Source organism: Klebsiella sp. HMSC16C06 (assembly GCF_001808325.1).
GTDB lineage: Bacteria > Pseudomonadota > Gammaproteobacteria > Enterobacterales > Enterobacteriaceae > Klebsiella > Klebsiella variicola.
The window spans coordinates 231,392-249,327 of the sequence record NZ_KV792988.1 but is presented as its reverse complement, the minus strand read 5'-3'; the positions used below and the strand labels follow the sequence as shown (position 1 = coordinate 249,327).

The 17,936-nt window shown below is 58.4% G+C and carries 17 protein-coding genes and 1 other annotated feature; of the genes, 7 read left to right on the top strand and 10 right to left on the bottom strand.

Features of this window, described 5'->3' with window-relative positions; translation table 11 throughout:
- The first annotated feature begins 111 nt into the window (after nucleotides 1–111).
- On the top strand, nucleotides 112–906 hold the full coding sequence (locus HMPREF3142_RS05880; protein ID WP_046620504.1) for a TraB/GumN family protein: 795 nt from the start codon (nucleotides 112–114) through the stop codon (nucleotides 904–906).
- 201 nt (nucleotides 907–1,107) lie between these two features.
- Complete coding sequence (ybaK, locus tag HMPREF3142_RS05875; protein WP_004204728.1) at nucleotides 1,108–1,587, top strand: Cys-tRNA(Pro)/Cys-tRNA(Cys) deacylase YbaK; 480 nt, start codon at nucleotides 1,108–1,110, stop codon at nucleotides 1,585–1,587.
- Nucleotides 1,588–1,692: 105 nt separating this feature from the next.
- Here the strand turns inward: ybaK and ushA are convergent, their stop codons facing one another.
- A complete protein-coding gene (gene ushA, locus HMPREF3142_RS05870; RefSeq protein ID WP_012542660.1) occupies nucleotides 1,693–3,345 on the bottom strand; it encodes a bifunctional UDP-sugar hydrolase/5'-nucleotidase UshA in 1,653 nt (550 codons plus the stop codon).
- Between the two features lie 269 nt (nucleotides 3,346–3,614).
- On the opposite strand from ushA, the gene HMPREF3142_RS05865 reads away from it, so the two are divergent.
- Nucleotides 3,615–4,835 carry an MFS transporter gene (locus HMPREF3142_RS05865; protein ID WP_044613469.1) on the top strand — a complete coding sequence of 407 codons (1,221 nt, stop codon included), beginning with the start codon at nucleotides 3,615–3,617 and terminating at the stop codon, nucleotides 4,833–4,835.
- A 225-nt stretch (nucleotides 4,836–5,060) separates the two neighbouring features.
- Nucleotides 5,061–6,737 carry a YbaL family putative K(+) efflux transporter gene (ybaL, locus tag HMPREF3142_RS05860; RefSeq protein ID WP_008805453.1) on the top strand — a complete coding sequence of 559 codons (1,677 nt, stop codon included), beginning with the start codon at nucleotides 5,061–5,063 and terminating at the stop codon, nucleotides 6,735–6,737.
- 35 nt (nucleotides 6,738–6,772) lie between these two features.
- Here ybaL and HMPREF3142_RS05855 read toward each other — a convergent pair whose 3' ends face one another.
- The 9 genes from HMPREF3142_RS05855 to HMPREF3142_RS05815 all read right to left on the bottom strand — a co-directional run bounded on the left by HMPREF3142_RS05855 (nucleotide 6,773) and on the right by HMPREF3142_RS05815 (nucleotide 16,156).
- The gene (locus HMPREF3142_RS05855; protein WP_032753773.1) at nucleotides 6,773–8,077 is read right to left on the bottom strand and encodes an inosine/guanosine kinase; all 1,305 of its coding nucleotides are present in this window, start codon (nucleotides 8,075–8,077) and stop codon (nucleotides 6,773–6,775) included.
- Between the two features lie 63 nt (nucleotides 8,078–8,140).
- Nucleotides 8,141–9,103, bottom strand: a complete 963-nt coding sequence (hemH, locus tag HMPREF3142_RS05850; protein ID WP_008805451.1) for a ferrochelatase — start codon at nucleotides 9,101–9,103, stop codon at nucleotides 8,141–8,143.
- A gap of 128 nt (nucleotides 9,104–9,231) precedes the next feature.
- On the bottom strand, nucleotides 9,232–9,876 hold the full coding sequence (gene adk / locus HMPREF3142_RS05845; protein ID WP_002892184.1) for an adenylate kinase: 645 nt from the start codon (nucleotides 9,874–9,876) through the stop codon (nucleotides 9,232–9,234).
- 222 nt (nucleotides 9,877–10,098) lie between these two features.
- Nucleotides 10,099–11,973 (bottom strand): molecular chaperone HtpG, encoded by a 1,875-nt coding sequence (htpG, locus tag HMPREF3142_RS05840; RefSeq protein ID WP_012542661.1) that lies wholly within the window; start codon nucleotides 11,971–11,973, stop codon nucleotides 10,099–10,101.
- Nucleotides 11,974–12,085: 112 nt separating this feature from the next.
- Nucleotides 12,086–12,691 carry a recombination mediator RecR gene (recR, locus tag HMPREF3142_RS05835; protein WP_008805449.1) on the bottom strand — a complete coding sequence of 202 codons (606 nt, stop codon included), beginning with the start codon at nucleotides 12,689–12,691 and terminating at the stop codon, nucleotides 12,086–12,088.
- Nucleotides 12,691–13,023 carry a YbaB/EbfC family nucleoid-associated protein gene (locus tag HMPREF3142_RS05830; RefSeq protein WP_008805448.1) on the bottom strand — a complete coding sequence of 111 codons (333 nt, stop codon included), beginning with the start codon at nucleotides 13,021–13,023 and terminating at the stop codon, nucleotides 12,691–12,693. The genes recR and HMPREF3142_RS05830 overlap by 1 nt, the downstream gene beginning before the upstream one ends.
- 53 nt (nucleotides 13,024–13,076) lie before the next feature.
- Nucleotides 13,077–14,984: a DNA polymerase III subunit gamma/tau gene (dnaX, locus tag HMPREF3142_RS05825; RefSeq protein ID WP_012968809.1), complete on the bottom strand. Its 1,908-nt coding sequence runs from the start codon at nucleotides 14,982–14,984 to the stop codon at nucleotides 13,077–13,079.
- Nucleotides 13,680–13,744: a sequence feature (DnaX frameshifting element), on the bottom strand. It overlaps the preceding gene by 65 nt.
- A 92-nt stretch (nucleotides 14,985–15,076) precedes the next feature.
- Nucleotides 15,077–15,628, bottom strand: a complete 552-nt coding sequence (gene apt / locus HMPREF3142_RS05820; RefSeq protein WP_012542663.1) for an adenine phosphoribosyltransferase — start codon at nucleotides 15,626–15,628, stop codon at nucleotides 15,077–15,079.
- Nucleotides 15,629–15,778: 150 nt separating this feature from the next.
- Nucleotides 15,779–16,156: a DUF454 family protein gene (locus HMPREF3142_RS05815; protein WP_008805444.1), complete on the bottom strand. Its 378-nt coding sequence runs from the start codon at nucleotides 16,154–16,156 to the stop codon at nucleotides 15,779–15,781.
- Between the two features lie 69 nt (nucleotides 16,157–16,225).
- Here HMPREF3142_RS05815 and priC point away from each other — a divergent pair, with 69 nt between their 5' ends.
- From priC to HMPREF3142_RS05800, 3 genes are all read left to right on the top strand, one after another.
- Nucleotides 16,226–16,753 carry a primosomal replication protein N'' gene (priC, locus tag HMPREF3142_RS05810; protein WP_044613725.1) on the top strand — a complete coding sequence of 176 codons (528 nt, stop codon included), beginning with the start codon at nucleotides 16,226–16,228 and terminating at the stop codon, nucleotides 16,751–16,753.
- A gap of 12 nt (nucleotides 16,754–16,765) precedes the next feature.
- Complete coding sequence (gene rsmS / locus HMPREF3142_RS05805) at nucleotides 16,766–16,939, top strand: pleiotropic regulatory protein RsmS (RefSeq protein ID WP_008805442.1); 174 nt, start codon at nucleotides 16,766–16,768, stop codon at nucleotides 16,937–16,939.
- Nucleotides 16,940–17,006: 67 nt separating this feature from the next.
- Complete coding sequence (locus HMPREF3142_RS05800; RefSeq protein WP_016160397.1) at nucleotides 17,007–17,906, top strand: Rpn family recombination-promoting nuclease/putative transposase; 900 nt, start codon at nucleotides 17,007–17,009, stop codon at nucleotides 17,904–17,906.
- Nucleotides 17,907–17,936: the final 30 nt, after the last annotated feature.

Here is a 17,936-nt window from a genome sequence, read left to right as displayed (position 1 = left end):
CGCCGACGTTGTTCGGCGCCCGTTTTTTTGCTGGGACAAGAAAAGCCCGCCGGAAGGGTGACGTGTATCACCATATGCGCTAGCATGAAGTCCTCACACTTCGGAGCGCGTATGGGCCTGTTAAACCGGATAAAAATGCTGTGGCGAGCCGCCGTCGGCTCGTCTTATTCCTGGCCTGCGATGGATATCGTTCTGCCCGGCGAACGCTATTTGCACCTCGTCGGCAGCATCCATATGGGCACCCGCGACATGGCGCCGCCGCCGGCGAAGCTTCTGAAAAAAATACGCCAGGCCGATGCGTTAATCGTCGAGGCCGATATCAGCGGCAATGAAACCCCGTTTAGCAACCTTCCCTCTTACCCGCCGCTGGCAGAACGTCTGAGCGATGCGCAGTTGAGCGAGCTAGAGGCGCGAGCCGGCGAGCTGGGCCTGTCGGTCGGGCTGTTCGACAGCCAGCCGCTGTGGCAGGTGGCGATGGTGCTACAAGCCACCCAGGCGCAGAAGCTGGGACTGCGACCGGATTACGGCATCGATTATCAGTTGCTGATGGCCGCCCGCGAGAGCAACATAACGGTGATGGAGCTGGAAGGCGCCGACAGCCAAATCGCGCTGCTGCGCGATCTGCCCGACGGGGGGATGGCGCTGCTGGAGGATACGCTGACCCACTGGCGCACCAACGCCCGTTTACTGCAGGTGATGATCGGCTGGTGGCTGGAGCAACCGCCATCGCACGGCGCAGTATCGCTGCCGACGACCTTCAGCCAGTCTTTGTATGATGTGCTGATGCACCAGCGCAATCTCGCCTGGCGCGAGACGCTGCTGGCCTTGCCGCCGGGGCGCTACGTGGTTGCCGTCGGCGCGCTGCACCTGTATGGCGAAGGGAATCTACCGGATATGCTGACCTAAAAAAATGGCCAATATTGCTATTGGCCCGTCAAAGAGGAATTTCATCATTATTATTATCCCGGGATTTGCATCCCGGATCGTCTGATTGTCGCTCAAAGTGACCATCACTGCCAACACTATTGCGCAAGATGGTACTATTTTTTAGACAACCTGCGGGCGTATTCTGACGTCACGCAAAACCGGTTGGTAAGAAGGATAGCTATGACTCCCGCCGTTAAATTACTCGAAAAAAACAAAATCCCCTTTCAGATCCACAGTTACGATCACGATCCCAATGAGACCAACTTCGGAGATGAAGTGGTGCGCAAGCTCGGCCTCAATGCCGACCAGGTTTACAAGACCCTGCTGGTCGCCGTTAACGGCGATATGAAGCATCTGGCGGTCGCCGTCACCCCGGTCGCCGGGCAGCTGGATTTGAAGAAAGTGGCGAAAGCGCTGGGCGCCAAGAAAGTCGACATGGCCGACCCGATGGTGGCGCAGCGTATCACCGGCTATCTGGTGGGCGGTATCAGTCCGCTGGGGCAGAAGAAGCGCCTGCCGACGGTGATTGACGCTCCGGCGCAGGAATTTGCCACCATCTATATTTCCGGCGGCAAACGCGGTCTGGATATTGAGCTGGCGGCCAGCGATCTGGCGCAGCTTCTGGACGCGAAGTTCGCCGATATCGCCCGCCGCGATTGAGCACAGCATCCCGGATAGCGGCGCACGCGCCTTATCCGGGTTATCCAACTCGTAGCCCCGGTAAGCGCAGCGCCACCGGGGAAATAGCCAACCTGAAGCTCAGACCTACTGCCAGCTCACCTCGCCTTTCGGCTCGTAGGCTGCCGCATCCAGCGGCGAGTTCTTCTCGATATACTCTTTCAGCACTTCGGCATCGATAAAGCCGGTATTCACATACCCGGGTTTATCGGCAATGTTCGGATAGCCATCGCCGCCGGTAGCGTTAAAGCTCAGCGTCGCCATCCGGTAGGTCTTCGCCGGATCCACCGGTTCGCCTTTGATTTTCAGATCGTTCAGTTTGCCATCTTTGGCTACAAAGCTGACGTTGGCAAACTGCGGATAGGCGCCGGAATCCGGCTTCATCTGCGCGACGGCGGTCAGGTAATCCACCACCTCCTTGCCGCTCATATCGACATAGGTCAGCACATTGCCGAACGGCTGGACCTTCATCACATCCTTATAGGTGATATCCCCCGCCTCGATGGAGTCGCGGATCCCACCGCCGCTCATCACCGCGAAATCCGCGTTGCTGCGCGCCATCTGCGCCGCCAGCAGCAGGTGCCCCATATTGGTCTGCACAAAGCGCACTTTACTGCGGTCGCCCTCCAGATGACCATTCACGCTACCGATTTTGACCTGCAGCTGCGCTTTGCCTTTGTTCTGGAATGGCGTCAGCAGCGACATCATCTGCGGGTTCTCTGCGATCTGCGGCGTATACAGCACCCGCTCGCTTTGGCCGTTATCGTAAGTCACTTTTTTCTTCAGGTTCACCGGGATCAACTGATAATGCACCAGCTTCATCTCGCCGTTGCGGAACTCAAAATCGGCGCGGCCGACGTATTTGCCCCACTCATGCGCCTGGACGATCCAGATGCCGTTCTGACGATCCGGCGCGCACGGGGTGCCTGGCACATAATCGACCTGCTTTTTATTTTCCGACGCCATGCATACCGGATCCTGCGAGTGACCGCCGACGATCATCGCCAGCGATCCCGCAGGTAAACTCCGCGCCATTTCAACGTCGCCCGGCGCGTTAGAGCCGTGGTTGCCATTGTCGTAATGGCCCATATGGGTGGTGGCCAGGATCACGTCCGGCTTTTCATTCTGCTGCAGCTCCTGGATCACCAGCTTCGCCTCTTCCGCCGGTTTGCGGAATTCGATATCGGTGAAATATTCCGGATTGCCAATCTTGGCCGTATCGTCGGTGGTTAAGCCAATCACCGCGATTTTCAGCCCGCCGCGCTTAAACAGCGCCCAGGGTTTGAACAGCCGTTCGCCGGTGCTTTTCTGATAAATATTGGCCGACAGGAACGGGAACTTAGCCCACTTTTCCTGCTGGCGCAGCACGCTCAGCGGATTATCAAATTCATGGTTCCCCACCGCCATTGCGTCGTAGCCGATCAGGTTCATGCCGCGAAAATCGGGCTCTGCATCCTGTAAATCAGACTCCGGCACGCCGGTATTAATATCGCCGCCGGATAACAGCAGGACGCTCCCCCCTTCCGCCGCCACTTCTTTCCGGATGCCATCGACCAACGTTTTCTGCGCCGCCAGACCATATTCGCCGTAGTCATTGCGCCAGAAATGGCCGTGATGATCGTTGGTGTGCAGGATGGTAATTTTATAGGTTTTATCCTGCTCATAGGCCTGTGCGGACAGGCTGCCCAGCGATAAGGCGGCAAATAACGCCAGCGCTACGCGATGTTTAAAATACTGCATGCTTCACTCCCTGACTTAATCCCAAGTGCCGAAAGTATAGCGAGTTAGTCGCGTTGACAAATATGTTTTCAGAATTGCGACTTCCTTCAACCCCTAAGGACAGGTATGTTAGTCGGATAATAATTCCACCTGCATCCTCTATACGCCTTCGCGTTGTATGGCATTGCGTCAGCCCGTTGGTTATATTTCCCATGTAGTAGCCGGGAAAATCAGGGTCGTCGCCATGGCGTAAAAATGACGAAAGCTATATAAAAAAGTGACGTGAACCTATGGCAATCAATCAGACCGCTCAACCCCTGTCCGGCCCCGCTGCGCCGCCGCAAAAAGCACGCACCTCGTTTGGCATCTTAGGCGCGATCAGCCTGTCCCATTTGCTTAACGATATGATCCAGTCGCTCATCCTGGCGATTTACCCGCTGCTGCAGGCGGAGTTCTCCCTTACCTTCGTGCAAATCGGGATGATCACCCTCACCTTCCAGCTCACCTCATCGCTATTCCAGCCGGTGATTGGTTACATCACCGATAAGCGCTCAATGCCGTGGTCCCTGCCGGTGGGCATGTGCTTCACCCTCTGCGGTTTGATTCTCCTGGCGCTGGCCGGGAGTTTCGGCATGGTGCTGCTGGCTGCCGCGCTGGTGGGTACCGGCTCCTCGGTTTTCCATCCGGAATCATCCCGCGTGGCGCGGATGGCCTCTGGCGGCCGTCACGGCCTGGCCCAGTCGCTGTTCCAGGTCGGCGGCAACTTCGGCAGCTCGCTTGGTCCATTGCTGGCGGCGGTGATTATCGCTCCCTATGGCAAAGGCAACGTCGCCTGGTTCGTGCTGGCCGCCCTGCTGGCTATTGTGGTGCTGTCGCAAATCAGCCGCTGGTATGCCGCGCAGCACCGGATGAATAAAGGCAAACCGAAGCCGCTGATCGTTAATCCGCTGCCGCGCAATAAGGTGATTCTGGCGGTAGGTATTCTGCTGATGCTGATTTTCTCGAAATATTTCTATATGGCGAGCATTAGCAGCTATTACACCTTTTATCTGATGCATAAGTTCGGATTATCGGTGCAAAATGCCCAGCTTCATCTGTTTGCCTTCCTGTTCGCGGTTGCCGCCGGGACGGTAATCGGCGGGCCAGTTGGCGATAAAATTGGACGTAAATATGTGATTTGGGGCTCTATCCTCGGCGTAGCACCGTTTACTCTCATTTTACCCTACGCCAGCCTTGAATGGACGGGGATTTTGACGGTGATTATTGGTTTTATCCTCGCCTCGGCCTTTTCCGCTATCCTGGTCTATGCGCAGGAGCTGCTGCCGGGTCGAATCGGCATGGTTTCTGGCCTGTTCTTCGGCTTCGCCTTTGGCATGGGTGGCCTTGGCGCCGCGGTGCTGGGCCTGCTGGCGGACCATACCAGTATCGATCTGGTGTATAAAATCTGTGCCTTCCTGCCGCTGCTGGGTTTCCTGACGATATTTCTTCCTGATAACCGGCAAAAAGCCTGATTATCCGGCGGCCAAAGTGCAACGCTGGCCGCCGTTATCCCTTGCGCCATCAGCCTGATGCGCGCATTCCCTCCGCGATTTTCCCTTCTGTGCCTTTTGGCCGGTTAATTCCATTTTTTTGCAGAATTCAAGAATTATTCATAAACAAAGTGAACGTTTTTGTCATAAACTATTACCCGGATAGGGTAGCAAAATGGACCGATACACCACTGGAAAGGAGACGGAATGCACCACGCAACACCGCTTATCACCACCATTGTCGGCGGCCTCGTGCTCGCCTTTATTCTCGGCATGATTGCCAATAAGCTACGTATTTCTCCTCTGGTGGGATATCTCTTAGCGGGCGTGCTGGCCGGACCTTTCACCCCAGGCTTTGTTGCTGATACCAAACTGGCTCCTGAACTGGCAGAACTCGGCGTGATCCTGCTGATGTTCGGCGTCGGGCTGCATTTTTCCCTGAAAGATCTGATGGCGGTAAAGTCGATCGCCATTCCCGGGGCCATCGCCCAGATAGCCGTGGCGACGCTGCTGGGTATGGCACTTTCCGCCGCCCTTGGCTGGTCGCTGATGACCGGCATCGTCTTTGGCCTGTGTCTCTCCACCGCCAGTACCGTGGTGCTACTGCGTGCCCTCGAGGAGCGACAGCTTATTGACAGTCAGCGCGGGCAGATTGCCATTGGCTGGCTGATTGTAGAAGACCTGGTGATGGTCCTGACGCTGGTCCTGCTGCCAGCGATTGCCGGGATGACGGAGAAAGGTGACGTTGGCTTCGCCTCTCTCGCCCTCGACCTCGGGATCACCATTGGTAAAGTGGTGGCCTTTATCGCCATCATGATGCTGGTCGGTCGCCGGCTGGTGCCGTGGATCATGTCGCGCAGCGCCGCCACCGGATCACGCGAGCTGTTCACCCTGTCGGTGCTGGCCCTGGCGCTGGGCATCGCCTTCGGCGCCGTGGAGCTGTTTGATGTCTCCTTCGCCCTTGGCGCCTTCTTCGCCGGCATGGTGCTTAACGAATCTGAGCTGAGCCACCGCGCCGCCCATGACACCCTGCCGCTGCGCGACGCCTTCGCGGTGCTGTTCTTTGTCTCCGTCGGCATGCTGTTTGACCCGATGGTGCTGGTGCAGCAGCCGCTGGCGGTGCTGGCAACGCTGGCGATTATTATCTTTGGTAAATCCGCCGCCGCCTTTTTCCTCGTGCGTATGTTTGGTCATTCGCCGCGTACCGCACTGACCATTGCCGCCAGCCTGGCGCAGATTGGTGAGTTTGCCTTTATTCTCGCCGGCCTGGGGATGGCGCTTAACCTGCTGCCGCAGGCTGGACAAAACCTGGTGCTGGCCGGGGCGATCATCTCGATTATGCTCAACCCGGTGCTGTTTACCCTGCTGGAAAAATATCTCGATAAAACCGAAACCCTCGACGAGCAGACGCTGGAAGAGGTGCTGGAAGATGAGAAACAGGTGCCAGTCGATATCTGTAACCACGCGCTGCTGGTTGGCTTCGGCCGCGTCGGCAGTCTGCTGGGCGAGAAGCTGATGGCCCAGGGGATCCCGCTGGTGGTGGTTGAAACCTCGCGTACCCGCGTGGATGAGTTACGCGAGCGCGGGATCAGCGCGGTGCTGGGTAATGCCGCCAATGAAGAGATCATGGAACTGGCGCATCTCGACTGCGCCCGCTGGCTGCTGCTGACTATCCCCAACGGCTACGAGGCCGGAGAGATTGTCGCTTCCGCACGGGAAAAATGCCCGAATATCGAGATCATCGCCCGCGCCCATTACGATGATGAAGTGGACTACATTATCGATCGCGGGGCTAATCAGGTGGTGATGGGCGAGCGGGAAATTGCCCGCGCCATGCTGCAGCTTCTGGAAACGCCACCGGCCGGTGAAGTGGTCACCGGCTGATGTACTGCCCTCTCCCCGTCGGGAGAGGGGCGCGCTTACCGATCCCAGTACGCCTCTTCCAGGCTGTCCTCACGCTCCGGCAGGCCGCGGGTTAAACGCGGCGAGTGCTGGTTCAGCACCTGATAGCTCACGCGGTTGGCATATTTACACACCTGCGCCAGTGAGGAGTAGGTCAGCCATTTGCATTTGTGCTTGCTGGAGTTGGGTACGTTATTGCGGTGGTAGTTATTGGCGGTGATGTCATGCAGCAGCGCCGCCAGGGCGCCGTCGCCAGCGCCGTTGGTATTCATGATTTTTTCAGGCCCGCCCATATACGGGGCGATATGTGAATAGATACGCAGCGGATTAACGCAATCCTGGTGGCGCATCGCACGGCTGAATTCAAACTGGTTAAACTCCGGGATCGCCCCCGGCAGCAGCGGATGCTGGGTTTTCCGCTTCGCCTCTTCTTCGGTAAAGCCCGCCATATACAGGCCCGCCGGACCGGCAGTGCACAGCACCAGGTCGACCCAGTCCAGCGCTTTATCCGCCGCCGACAGCGGATCGGCAAAACCGGTCAGGGCTTCCCCTTCTTCTTCATTCATCGCCAGAATCGAGACATGCTCCTGCAGGAACTGCTGCCACCACGCCGGGTTATCGGCAATCACGTATTTAGTTCCGAGAGTTAACACCACCGGCACATCATGCTTTTTGGCGTACTCGATGGCTTTCATCGTGGCGTCTGGCATCGGCTCGCCCGGCTTGCAGCGTACCAGGTAGGAGGTGAGCACCAGCGCCGAGGCGCCGGCGATCACCGCTTCCGGAATGCTTTCCGGGCGCAGCTTGTTCATGTGACCCGGGCTGATGGCGAAGGTGCGCTCGCCGCTGTCGCTGATCAGGGTAAAACAGCGGCCAATGGCGCCGTCGACGCCCTGCAGATAGTTCAGATCGGTGCGGCTGGAGGTATTGCACAGGTAGCGATAGGCATAGCCGCCGATGTCGATATTGCTGCACATCACGCCAAGCAGCACCGAGCGATCGTCCGCCAGCACCGAGTAGTTATGCATGGTATTGCCGATGGTGCCGCCGGCAAACTGATGGGTAATGAGATTATTGCGTACCAGCTCCTGGTACAGCGCCTCGGCGACGTCATCTTCAATCACCAGCGAGTGGCCCGCGCTCAGACCATAGCGTACGATAAACGCTTCATCCACTTTCGCTTCGATATCCACCAGCGTCTGGTCGATACCGACCACCCAGGAGATGCTGGATTCATTCTCCGGCTGAATTTGCTGCAGCAGCGGGTCGCGGGCGTTGACGGGAAAATAGTGTTTGGATTTGCGTTTACCGGGAAATTTCATAGTGGCGCTTAAATAACAGGGAACAAGCGGGAAATAGTAGCATATTCCCCGCCCTGCGCGCGATCAGCGATAAGGCGCCGTCAGGTTGACCATCATCTCAATATGCGCCACATCCGCATTTAGCGCCGGAATATATTCATACTGCTCGCCACCCGCTTCGAGGAAAACTTCCCGGTTCTGAACGGCAATCTCTTCCAGCGTCTCGAGACAGTCGGCGGCAAACCCCGGGCACAGCACCTGAATATGCTTCGTCCCCTGCTCGCCGAGCATCTTCAGCGTCTCATCGGTGTATGGCGTAAGCCAGGGTTCCCGGCCAAAGCGCGACTGGAAGGTCATCATCACCCGCTCCGGCGGCAGCCCCAGCGCGGAAACCAGTTCCCGCGTGGTATCGCGACAGCGCTGGGGATAATCATCGCCCTGGTTGGCATAGCGCTGCGGGATCCCATGATAGGAGAGCAGCAGCAGATCGGGTTCCCCGTGCACCGCGAAGGAGGCGCGCACGCTGGCCGCCAGCGCATGGATATAGTCCGGGTGATCGGCATAGTCGCGAATAAACGAGATACCCGGAATAGCGCGCTTTTTCGCGAGGATCCGCGCCAGCTCATCCCAGACGGCGGCCACTGTCGAACAGGAATATTGTGGGTACAGCGGCAGCACTACGATGTGCCCCACCCCCTGCGCCAGTAAATCATCCACCGCGCTGGCCAGCGACGGCGAACCATAGCTCATGCCCAGCGCCACCGGGGTATCCGGCAGCCTGGCGGCCAGCGCCTGCTGCTGGCGACGGCTGTATACCATCAGCGGCGATCCCTCCTCCATCCACACGGACTGATAGAGCTTCGCCACGCGCGGGGAGCGAATCGGCAGTATGACGCCACGCAGCAGCGGCCACCATAGCAGACGAGATGTATCCACCACCCGTTTGTCGCTGAGGAATTGTCGCAGATAGCGCTTCACCGCACCGGGGGTGGGCGCATCGGGAGTGCCTAAATTGGCCAGCAAGATACCTGTTTTCGTCTGATGCATTACCGCCTCTTAACCATTTGAATCGCAGCCAATTGTAGCTGAAATGGCGCTAAACGGAACCAATCATAGCAAAAGGTAGAAATGAGAGGAGTTCTCATCCTGCCGCAACAGGATGAGAAAAGGCTTTATCAGCCGAGGATTTTTTCCAGTTCAGCGCGCACGTCAGCTACCGCTTTGGTGCCGTCGACTTTGGCATATTTGGTGTTGCCCGCCTGCGCTTCTTTGGTGTAGTAGCCGATCAGCGGCGCTGTCATCTGATGGTATTCCACCAGGCGCTTACGCACGGTCTCTTCCTGATCGTCTTTACGGGTGGTCAGCTCTTCGCCGGTCACGTCGTCTTTGCCTTCCACCTTCGGCGGATTGAATTTGATGTGGTAGACGCGACCGGATGCCGCGTGAACGCGACGGCCAACGATGCGGTCGACGATCAGTTCGTCCGGCACGTCGAATTCCAGCACGTAATCAACGGTAATACCCGCTTCTTTCATGGCGTCAGCCTGCGGAATGGTGCGCGGGAAGCCGTCCAGCAGGAAACCGTTACGGCAATCTTCCTGGGCGATACGCTCTTTCACCAGCGCGATGACCAGCTCATCGGTTACCAGCTTGCCGGCGTCCATAATGTCTTTCGCTTGCTTACCGAGCTCAGAGCCGGATTTTACCGCCGCGCGCAGCATATCGCCGGTGGAGATTTGCGGAATACCGTATTTCTCCATGATGAACTGAGCCTGAGTTCCTTTACCCGCGCCCGGAGCGCCAAGCAGAATAATACGCATTACGAAAATCCCCTCAAAAGTCGATTCAATTTTTCAAAAACGCTAAACCATACCACCAGAACGGCAATGGCTCAAGGAAGGCGGTGCGGCTGAAACGGTTAATGGTGAGATATTTTATGCAATCCAATGTGAAATGCCCCGCTGGAGCAAATTGCTCAGGCGGGGCATTTATCCCGTTCCCGGCGTCGCGTCGCTCGGCCGGGCTACTCGTTCAGGTTCGCGTCAGGAAGCCAGCAGCTGGTTCATACGACGGATAAACTGGTTCGGATCTTCCAGCGTGCCGCGCTCGGCCAGCAGCGCCTGATCCAGCAGCAGTTCCACCCATTCGCCGAACTGCGCGTCATCCTGGGTATCGGCGGCGCGTTTCACCAGCTGATGCGCCGGGTTCAGTTCGAAGATGTATTTCACTTCCGGTGCCGCCTGGCCCGCTGCCGCGAACAGCTTCGCCATCTGCGTGCTCATCTCATCGGCATCGGTAGTGACAATCGCCGGGGTGTCGGTCAGACGATGGGTCAGACGCACCTCTTTCACCCGGTCGCCAAGCAGGTTTTTCACACGCTCAACGAACGGCTCCAGCGCTTTTTCAGCTTCTTTGGTGGACTCGTCCACTTCATCCGCCAGCTTGTCCAGCGACTCGTCGGCTTTCGCCACCGACTGGAACGCTTTGCCGTCGAACTCGGTCAGGTAGCTCATCATCCACTCGTCGATGCGATCGGAGAGCAGCAGAACTTCAATCCCTTTCTTACGCAGCAGTTCGAGGTGCGGGCTGCTCTTCGCCGCCGCATAGCTGTCGGCAGTGATGTAGTAGATCTTCTCCTGGCCTTCTTTCATCCGCGAGACATACTCTTCCAGCGACACGGTCTGCGCGGAGGAGTCGGTATGCGTCGTCGCGAAACGCAGCAGTTTGGCGATCGCTTCCTGGTTGCTCGGATCTTCCGCCGGGCCCTCTTTCAGCACCAGGCCGAACTGTTTCCAGAAAGTTTGATATTTTTCAGCGTCGTCTTTCGCCAGCTTATCCAGCATCTGCAGCGCGCGTTTGGTCAGCGCGGTACGCAGGTTGCGGGTCACGCTGCTGTCCTGCAGGATTTCACGGGAGACGTTCAGCGGCAGATCGTTGGAGTCGATCAGGCCACGCACGAAGCGCAGGTAGTTCGGCATAAACTGCTCGGCGTCGTCCATAATGAACACACGCTGCACGTACAGCTTCAGGCCGTGTTTATGATCGCGGTTCCACATATCCCACGGCGCCTGCGACGGGATATACAGCAGGCTGGTATACTCCTGCTTACCTTCCACGCGGTTGTGGCTCCAGGTCAGCGGGTCGCTGTAGTCGTGAGCGATATGCTTGTAGAACTCTTTGTATTCGTCGTCGTTCACTTCGGACTTGCTGCGGGTCCACAGGGCCTGCGCCTTGTTGATTTTTTCCCACGAAATCACGGTTTCGCCGTCTTTCTCTTCCTGCTTTTCAATCTCAACCGGCAGCGCGATATGGTCGGAATACTTGCTGATGATGGAGCGCACGCGCCAGTCGTTGAGGAAATCGTCTTCGCCCTCACGCAGATGCAGGGTGATTTCGGTGCCGCGATCGGCTTTGGTGATGTCGGCAACGGTATATTCCCCTTCGCCGGCGGATTCCCAGAACACGCCATTCTCAGGTTTATCGCCCGCCGCACGGGTACGCACGGTCACTTTATCCGCCACGATGAAGGCAGAGTAGAAGCCGACGCCGAACTGGCCGATCAGCTGGCTGTCTTTCGCCTGGTCGGAACCCATCGATTCCAGAAACGCTTTGGTGCCGGATTTGGCGATAGTGCCGAGATGATCGATAACCTCTTCCCGGTTCATGCCGATACCGTTATCGGCGATGGTCAGGGTGCGGTTGTCTTTATCAAACGAAACCCGTACGCGCAGCTCGCCATCGCCCTCATACAAATCCGGCTGCGACAGCGCGCGGAAACGCAGCTTATCGGCCGCATCAGAGGCGTTGGAAATCAGCTCACGCAGAAAGATTTCTTTGTTGGAATAGAGGGAATGGATCATCAGGTGCAGAAGTTGCTTTACCTCTGACTGAAAACCACGAGTTTCTTGTCCTTTCATCTGATTCAACCTCAACAATGCCATTTTAAATGGGGTAAAAAACCGTTGAGTGGGAGATGGGGACTGCGGGGAAATTTTTCAAGCGGAGGCGGCGCTGGCCGCCTCCATTTGTTCAGAAAGTAATCTTGTGACGACCGGCCAGCGAGTGGGACAGCGTGGTGCCGTCGACCATTTCCAGCTCGCCGCCCACCGGCACGCCGTGGGCGATGCGGCTGGCATCAACGCCATACTGCGCGCACAGCTCCGCGATGTAGTTGGCCGTCGCCTCACCCTCAACGGTCGGGTTAGTGGCAAGGATCACCTCGGTGATCGACTCCGCTTCCAGCCGTTGTTCAAGGCGATCGAGCCCGATGTCATCTGGCCCGATGCCGTCGAGCGGCGACAGGTGCCCCATCAGCACGAAGTAGCGGCCGGAATACTGCCCGGTCTGCTCAATGGCGTGGATATCCGCCGGACTCTCCACCACGCAGATCTGGCCGTTTTCCTGGCGACGCGGGTTGCTGCAGATATTGCACACCTCCTGCTCGGTGAAGGTGCGGCAATCGGCGCAGTGGCCGATCTCCGACATCGCGCGCGTCAGCGCCTGCGCCAGGCGCATACCGCCGCTGCGATCGCGCTGCAGCAGGGTAAACGCCATGCGCTGCGCCGACTTCGGGCCTACGCCCGGCAGACAGCGCAGCGCTTCCATAAGCTGAGTTAACAGCGGGCTGGTTTGCATCAGAACGGCATCTTGAAGCCTGGCGGCAGCTGCATACCGGCAGAAACGGAAGCCATCTTCTCTTTCTGGGTCTCTTCAATGCGGCGCGCGGCGTCGTTAAACGCGGCAGCCACCAGATCTTCCAGCATCTCTTTGTCGTCTTCCAGCAGGCTTGGGTCGATTTCCACACGGCGGCAGTTGTGCGCGCCGTTAATGGTCACTTTCACCAGACCCGCGCCGGATTCGCCAGTCACTTCCAGCTGAGCGATCTCTTCCTGCATCTTCTGCATTTTGTCTTGCATCTGCTGGGCCTGCTTCATCAGGTTACCCAGGCCGCCTTTTCCACCAAACATAGGCTTCTCTCTCAGTCATCGTTAAAGGTACTGAATGCCAGTCAGACTGGCGTTCAAATGGGGCGGATACTCTCTTCATCCAGATCGGCGTCGAAGAAACGACGCAGGGTCTGAATGTTATTATCCGCGATAATGGCTTCGCGCGCCTGCGCGAGCTTTTCTTCATAAATAGCCTGCCGCCACTCCAGCGGCGTACGCATCGCGGGATTATCATCTTCCACGATGGTCAATTCAACCGGCGTACCGTACAACACCCCCAGCGCTTCAGCCAGCTTTTGCTGCGCGCCGGTGGAATTGAGGTGACGCTGGCTGGGGCGCAGATGCAGACAGACGCGGCTGCCCTCCTGCTCTTTCCACGCGTTGAGCGCCACCTGCTCGACCAGCTTAGGTACCGCCAGCCGGCTCACTTCCGCCGCCCAGCTGTCGCGCTCGACCGCTTCTTCGGCGAGCTTGGCCGCCAGCTCCGGCGTCTTCTCATGCTCCAGCGCTTTTTTCAGCGCTTTTGGCGTGGCGACTTCGACTTTGGCCTCTTCAACCACTGTCGTCGCCTTCCAGCGATAGGCCTCTTTCTTCGCCGGGGCCTGCTCAAGGGCAGCCGCCGCCGGACGAGCCTGGACGCGCTCGGTAATCGAACTCAGTCGCTCCAGCGCAGCGTTATTCACCGGCCGCGCGCGGGAAGCGGCTGCCGGTTCACTCTTTTTTGGAGTGGTTGCTCCCTGGCTGCGCTGCAGGTGGCTGCGGGCCGCCAGCACCTGGCTGGTGGTCGGCGGCAAACTCTGCGACGGCTGCTGCGGCGGCGCAGCGGGGGCAACCGGCTGACGCGGCGCGGGCGCGGCGGTCTGTGCTGGCTGCACTTCCGGCTCTGGCAGCGGCTTACGCGGATGAAACGCCAGCGCGCGGAGCAGCGTCATTTCGACGCCCATTCGCCGGTCCGGCGCATAAGGCAGCTCTTTGCGGCCCATCAGCAGCGTTTGGTAGTAAAGCTGAACGTCACCCGGCGGTACGGTTCGCGCCAGTTCGCGCATCCGCACTTCGACCGTGGCCATATCGGCGCCCAGCGCCGAAGGCGACAGCTGTACCATGGCGATGCGGTGCAGCAGGCTCTGCATCTCCACCAACAGCGCCTCCCACTCGACGCCGCGTGCGGCGGCGTCATTGACGCCCGCCATCACCCGCTCGCCGTCGGCAGCGACCAGCGCTTCAATCAGCGACAGCGCCTGATCGTCATCAAGGGTGCCGAGCATAGTGCTCACCGATGCGGCCGTCAGCTGTCCTTCTCCACTGGCAATGGCCTGATCGGTCAGGCTTAAAGCATCGCGCAGGCTGCCGTCGGCTGCCCGCGACAGCAGCTGCAGCGCGCGGGGCTCAAAGGCAATCTGCTCTTCGCCAAGAATATGCTCCAGCTGATGGCGGATCTGTTCAACATCCAGGGCTTTGAGATGGAACTGCAGGCAGCGGGATAAGATCGTCACCGGCAGCTTCTGCGGATCCGTCGTCGCCAGCAGGAATTTGACGTGCGCCGGCGGCTCCTCCAGCGTTTTTAATAACGCGTTGAAGCTGTGGCGCGACAACATATGGACTTCGTCGATGAGATAGACCTTAAAGCGGCCGCGGGCCGGCGCGTACTGGACGTTATCCAGCAGGTCGCGGGTATCTTCGACTTTGGTGCGCGAGGCGGCGTCAATCTCAATCAGATCGACAAAACGCCCCTGTTCAATTTCCCGGCAGTTATCACACACGCCGCAGGGGGTGGCGGTGATGCCGGTTTCACAGTTTAACCCTTTCGCCAGCAGACGGGCGATGGAGGTCTTACCGACCCCGCGGGTACCGGAAAAAAGATAAGCGTGATGAATGCGCCCTAACGACAAGCCGTTCGCCAGTGCGGTCAGCACATGTTCCTGGCCGACGACGTCAGCAAAGGTTTGTGGGCGCCATTTACGGGCTAAGACCTGATAACTCATGGGCTGGCTCTGAAACGCTGGAAGGTGAAATCACGAAGGGGTCATGCTATCACAGCCCCGCCCGATCGGCGAGGCTATGTGGAGGGATTTGCTTAGTGGCCCGGGAACGGCACCAGGCTGTAGCAGTGGATCCCCAGCTTCTCCAGGCGCTGTTCGCCGCCCAGATCGAACAGGTTGATAATGAAAGCGGCATCGTGCACTTCGCCGCCGAGACGGCGGATCAGTTTGACCGTCGCGTCGATGGTGCCGCCGGTCGCCAGCAGATCGTCCACCACCAGCACCTTGTCGCCCGGTTTGATCGCATCAACGTGGATCTCCAGTTGATCGGTGCCATACTCCAGCTCATAGCTCTCGGCAATGGTTTCACGCGGCAACTTACGCGGCTTGCGAACCGGAACAAAGCCCACGCCCAGCGCCAGCGCAACCGGGGCGCCGAACAGGAAGCCACGCGCCTCAGTCCCTACCACTTTGGTAATACCCGCGTCTTTGTAGCGCTCGGTCAGCAGTTCAATGCTAAGCGCGTAGGCCTTCGGGTCTTCCAGTAAGCTGGTGACATCGCGGAAAAGAATGCCAGGTTTTGGATAATCCTCGATACTCTGGATGCTGTTCTTCAGATATTCAAGCTGCTGTGCAGTTGCGGTCATAAGTGTATGCCTGATTGAAACGGTGTTACCCACGGGCGTGCAAAAGGGGCCAAAGAAACATTTGTTTAACCTTTGACCAGGCTTGCCCGCGCTCGAAAACGCCAGAATTTACTGGCTGTCAGCAACAATTGCAACAGGCATTATTGCGCATCAGTGCTTTTGTTGCTTTGCGTCAACCACCGGAATGCGCCACATAAAGATCAGCAGGCAGGCCAGAATGACCAACAGCATGATGCGCACCCACGTAAGCTTAACCAGCCACAGCGAAATAGCAAAAGTCACCACGATCATCGCAATGGCGCGCGGTTTGGCGCCGCGAGGCATCGCGCGGTACTGCTGCCAGTGGCGAAGATAGCCGCCAAACCAGGAGCGATACAGCAGCCACTGGTGAAAGCGCGGCGATGAGCGGGCAAAGCACCAGGCGGCGAGCAGAATAAACGGCGTCGTCGGCAGCAACGGTAAGAAGATGCCCAGCGTACCCAGCGCTACCGCCAGCCAGCCGATAATGGTTAGAATAACAGGTGGCATAATGCGAATCGTTATCAAACAGATGAGGCTACTGTAGCACAGTTGGCTGGAAGGGAATGGAGAGGTGTGGTGAAAACAGCTCAACTTTTACAAACGCTCAACGATCAGCTCAGCGAGCTGGCCGCGCTGGTGGCGCCGCTGGCGGAGCACGCGACCCTGAGCCCACGCTTTGACCGTCAGCTCTTTCATACCCGCAGCACGCTGATGCAGGACTATCTGGCGGAAGCCCGGCAAAACTTTTTCCAACTGAGCCAGGCCGTCGAGCGCCAGCAACTGCCGCAGGTGGTCTGGATTGCCGAGCGTCTGGCGGCGCAAATCGCCGCGCTGCGTCGTGAAACCGCCACCTGGTCCTTGCGCAGTTGGGACCACGCGTCGCCAACGCTGAGCCGCTGGCAGCGCCGTCGCCTGCAGCATCAGGAGTATGAGCGCCGCCTGCTGGCGATGCGCGACCAACGTCAGCGTCAGCTGGCGCAGGCGACCAGCCTTGACGAGCAGCAGCGGCTGGGGAAAGAAGTTGAAGCCTACAGCGGCCGGTTGGCGCGCTGCCGACAGGCACTGGACAAGATTGAAAACGTACTGGCGCGGCTGACGCGCTAACAGGAGAGCCCGATGTCGCTGGAAAATGCATCCGATGAGGTCAAACTGGCCGTCGATTTAATCATGTTGCTGGAATCGCATCAGATCCCGGCGCAAACCGTGCTGGGCGCGCTGGAAATTGTCAGGCGGGATTATGCAAACAAGTTAAAAAACGCGGAAAGCGGGTCGCAAAACCCAGAGAAGTAGGATGTTGTCTCCGGCAGTGTGCTGGCAGTCTGGTCCTCTGCGCATGACGCCACTGGAGACAATATTGATGGAAAAAGTCAGTCAAACCCCACACGACGCGGTGTTTCGCCAGATGCTCATGCATCAGGCGGTCGCGAAGGATTTTTTGCAGTTGTATCTCCCCGCGCCGTTTCTGGCGATCTGCGAACTGGATTCGCTGCAGCTGGTCTCCGGTAGCTTTGTTGAAGAGGACCTGCGCGCCAGCTATTCCGATATCCTTTACTCACTGCGCACGCGTCATGGACCGGGCTATGTGTACGCGCTGATTGAGCACCAGAGTACCCCGGACAAGCTGATGGCATTTCGCCTGCTGCGCTATGCGCTGGCCGCCATGCAGCGTCATCTGGACGCTGGCCACGACACGCTGCCGCTGGTGGTGCCCATTCTGTTTTATCACGGCAAAGTGAGCCCCTGGCCCTGGGCCCGCAACTGGCAACAGCTATTCGCCGATCCGGCGCTGGCGAAGACGCTCTATAGCAATGATTTTCCGCTGGTGGACCTCACCGTAATGCCAGATAATCAGATCGCCCGTCATCGGCGGATGGCCATGCTGGAGCTGCTGCAAAAGCATATCCGCCATCGCGATCTGGCCGAGCTGCAGGTGCCGCTGATTGCGCTGATGACGCAAGGCTATCTGACCGAAGCGCAGCTGAATACGCTGCTGCGCTATATGTTGCAGGCGGGAACTACGGAACATCCGGGGGCGCTGATCCGCACGCTGGCGGCGCAGTCGCCCAGGCATAAGGAGCTGATGATGACCATTGCCGAATGGCTGGAAGAAAAAGGCCGTAAACAGGGACAGCAAGAGGGTGAGCAGGAAGCCACCCGCAGCATCGCCGCCAGAATGTTGGCGCGCGGCCTCGAACGTCAAACCGTGCAGGAGCTCACCGGGCTCAGCGATGAAGAACTCGCCGCGCTGGCACCCTGAAGCAGCAGGGGCGGCTTTGCGCCGCCCCTC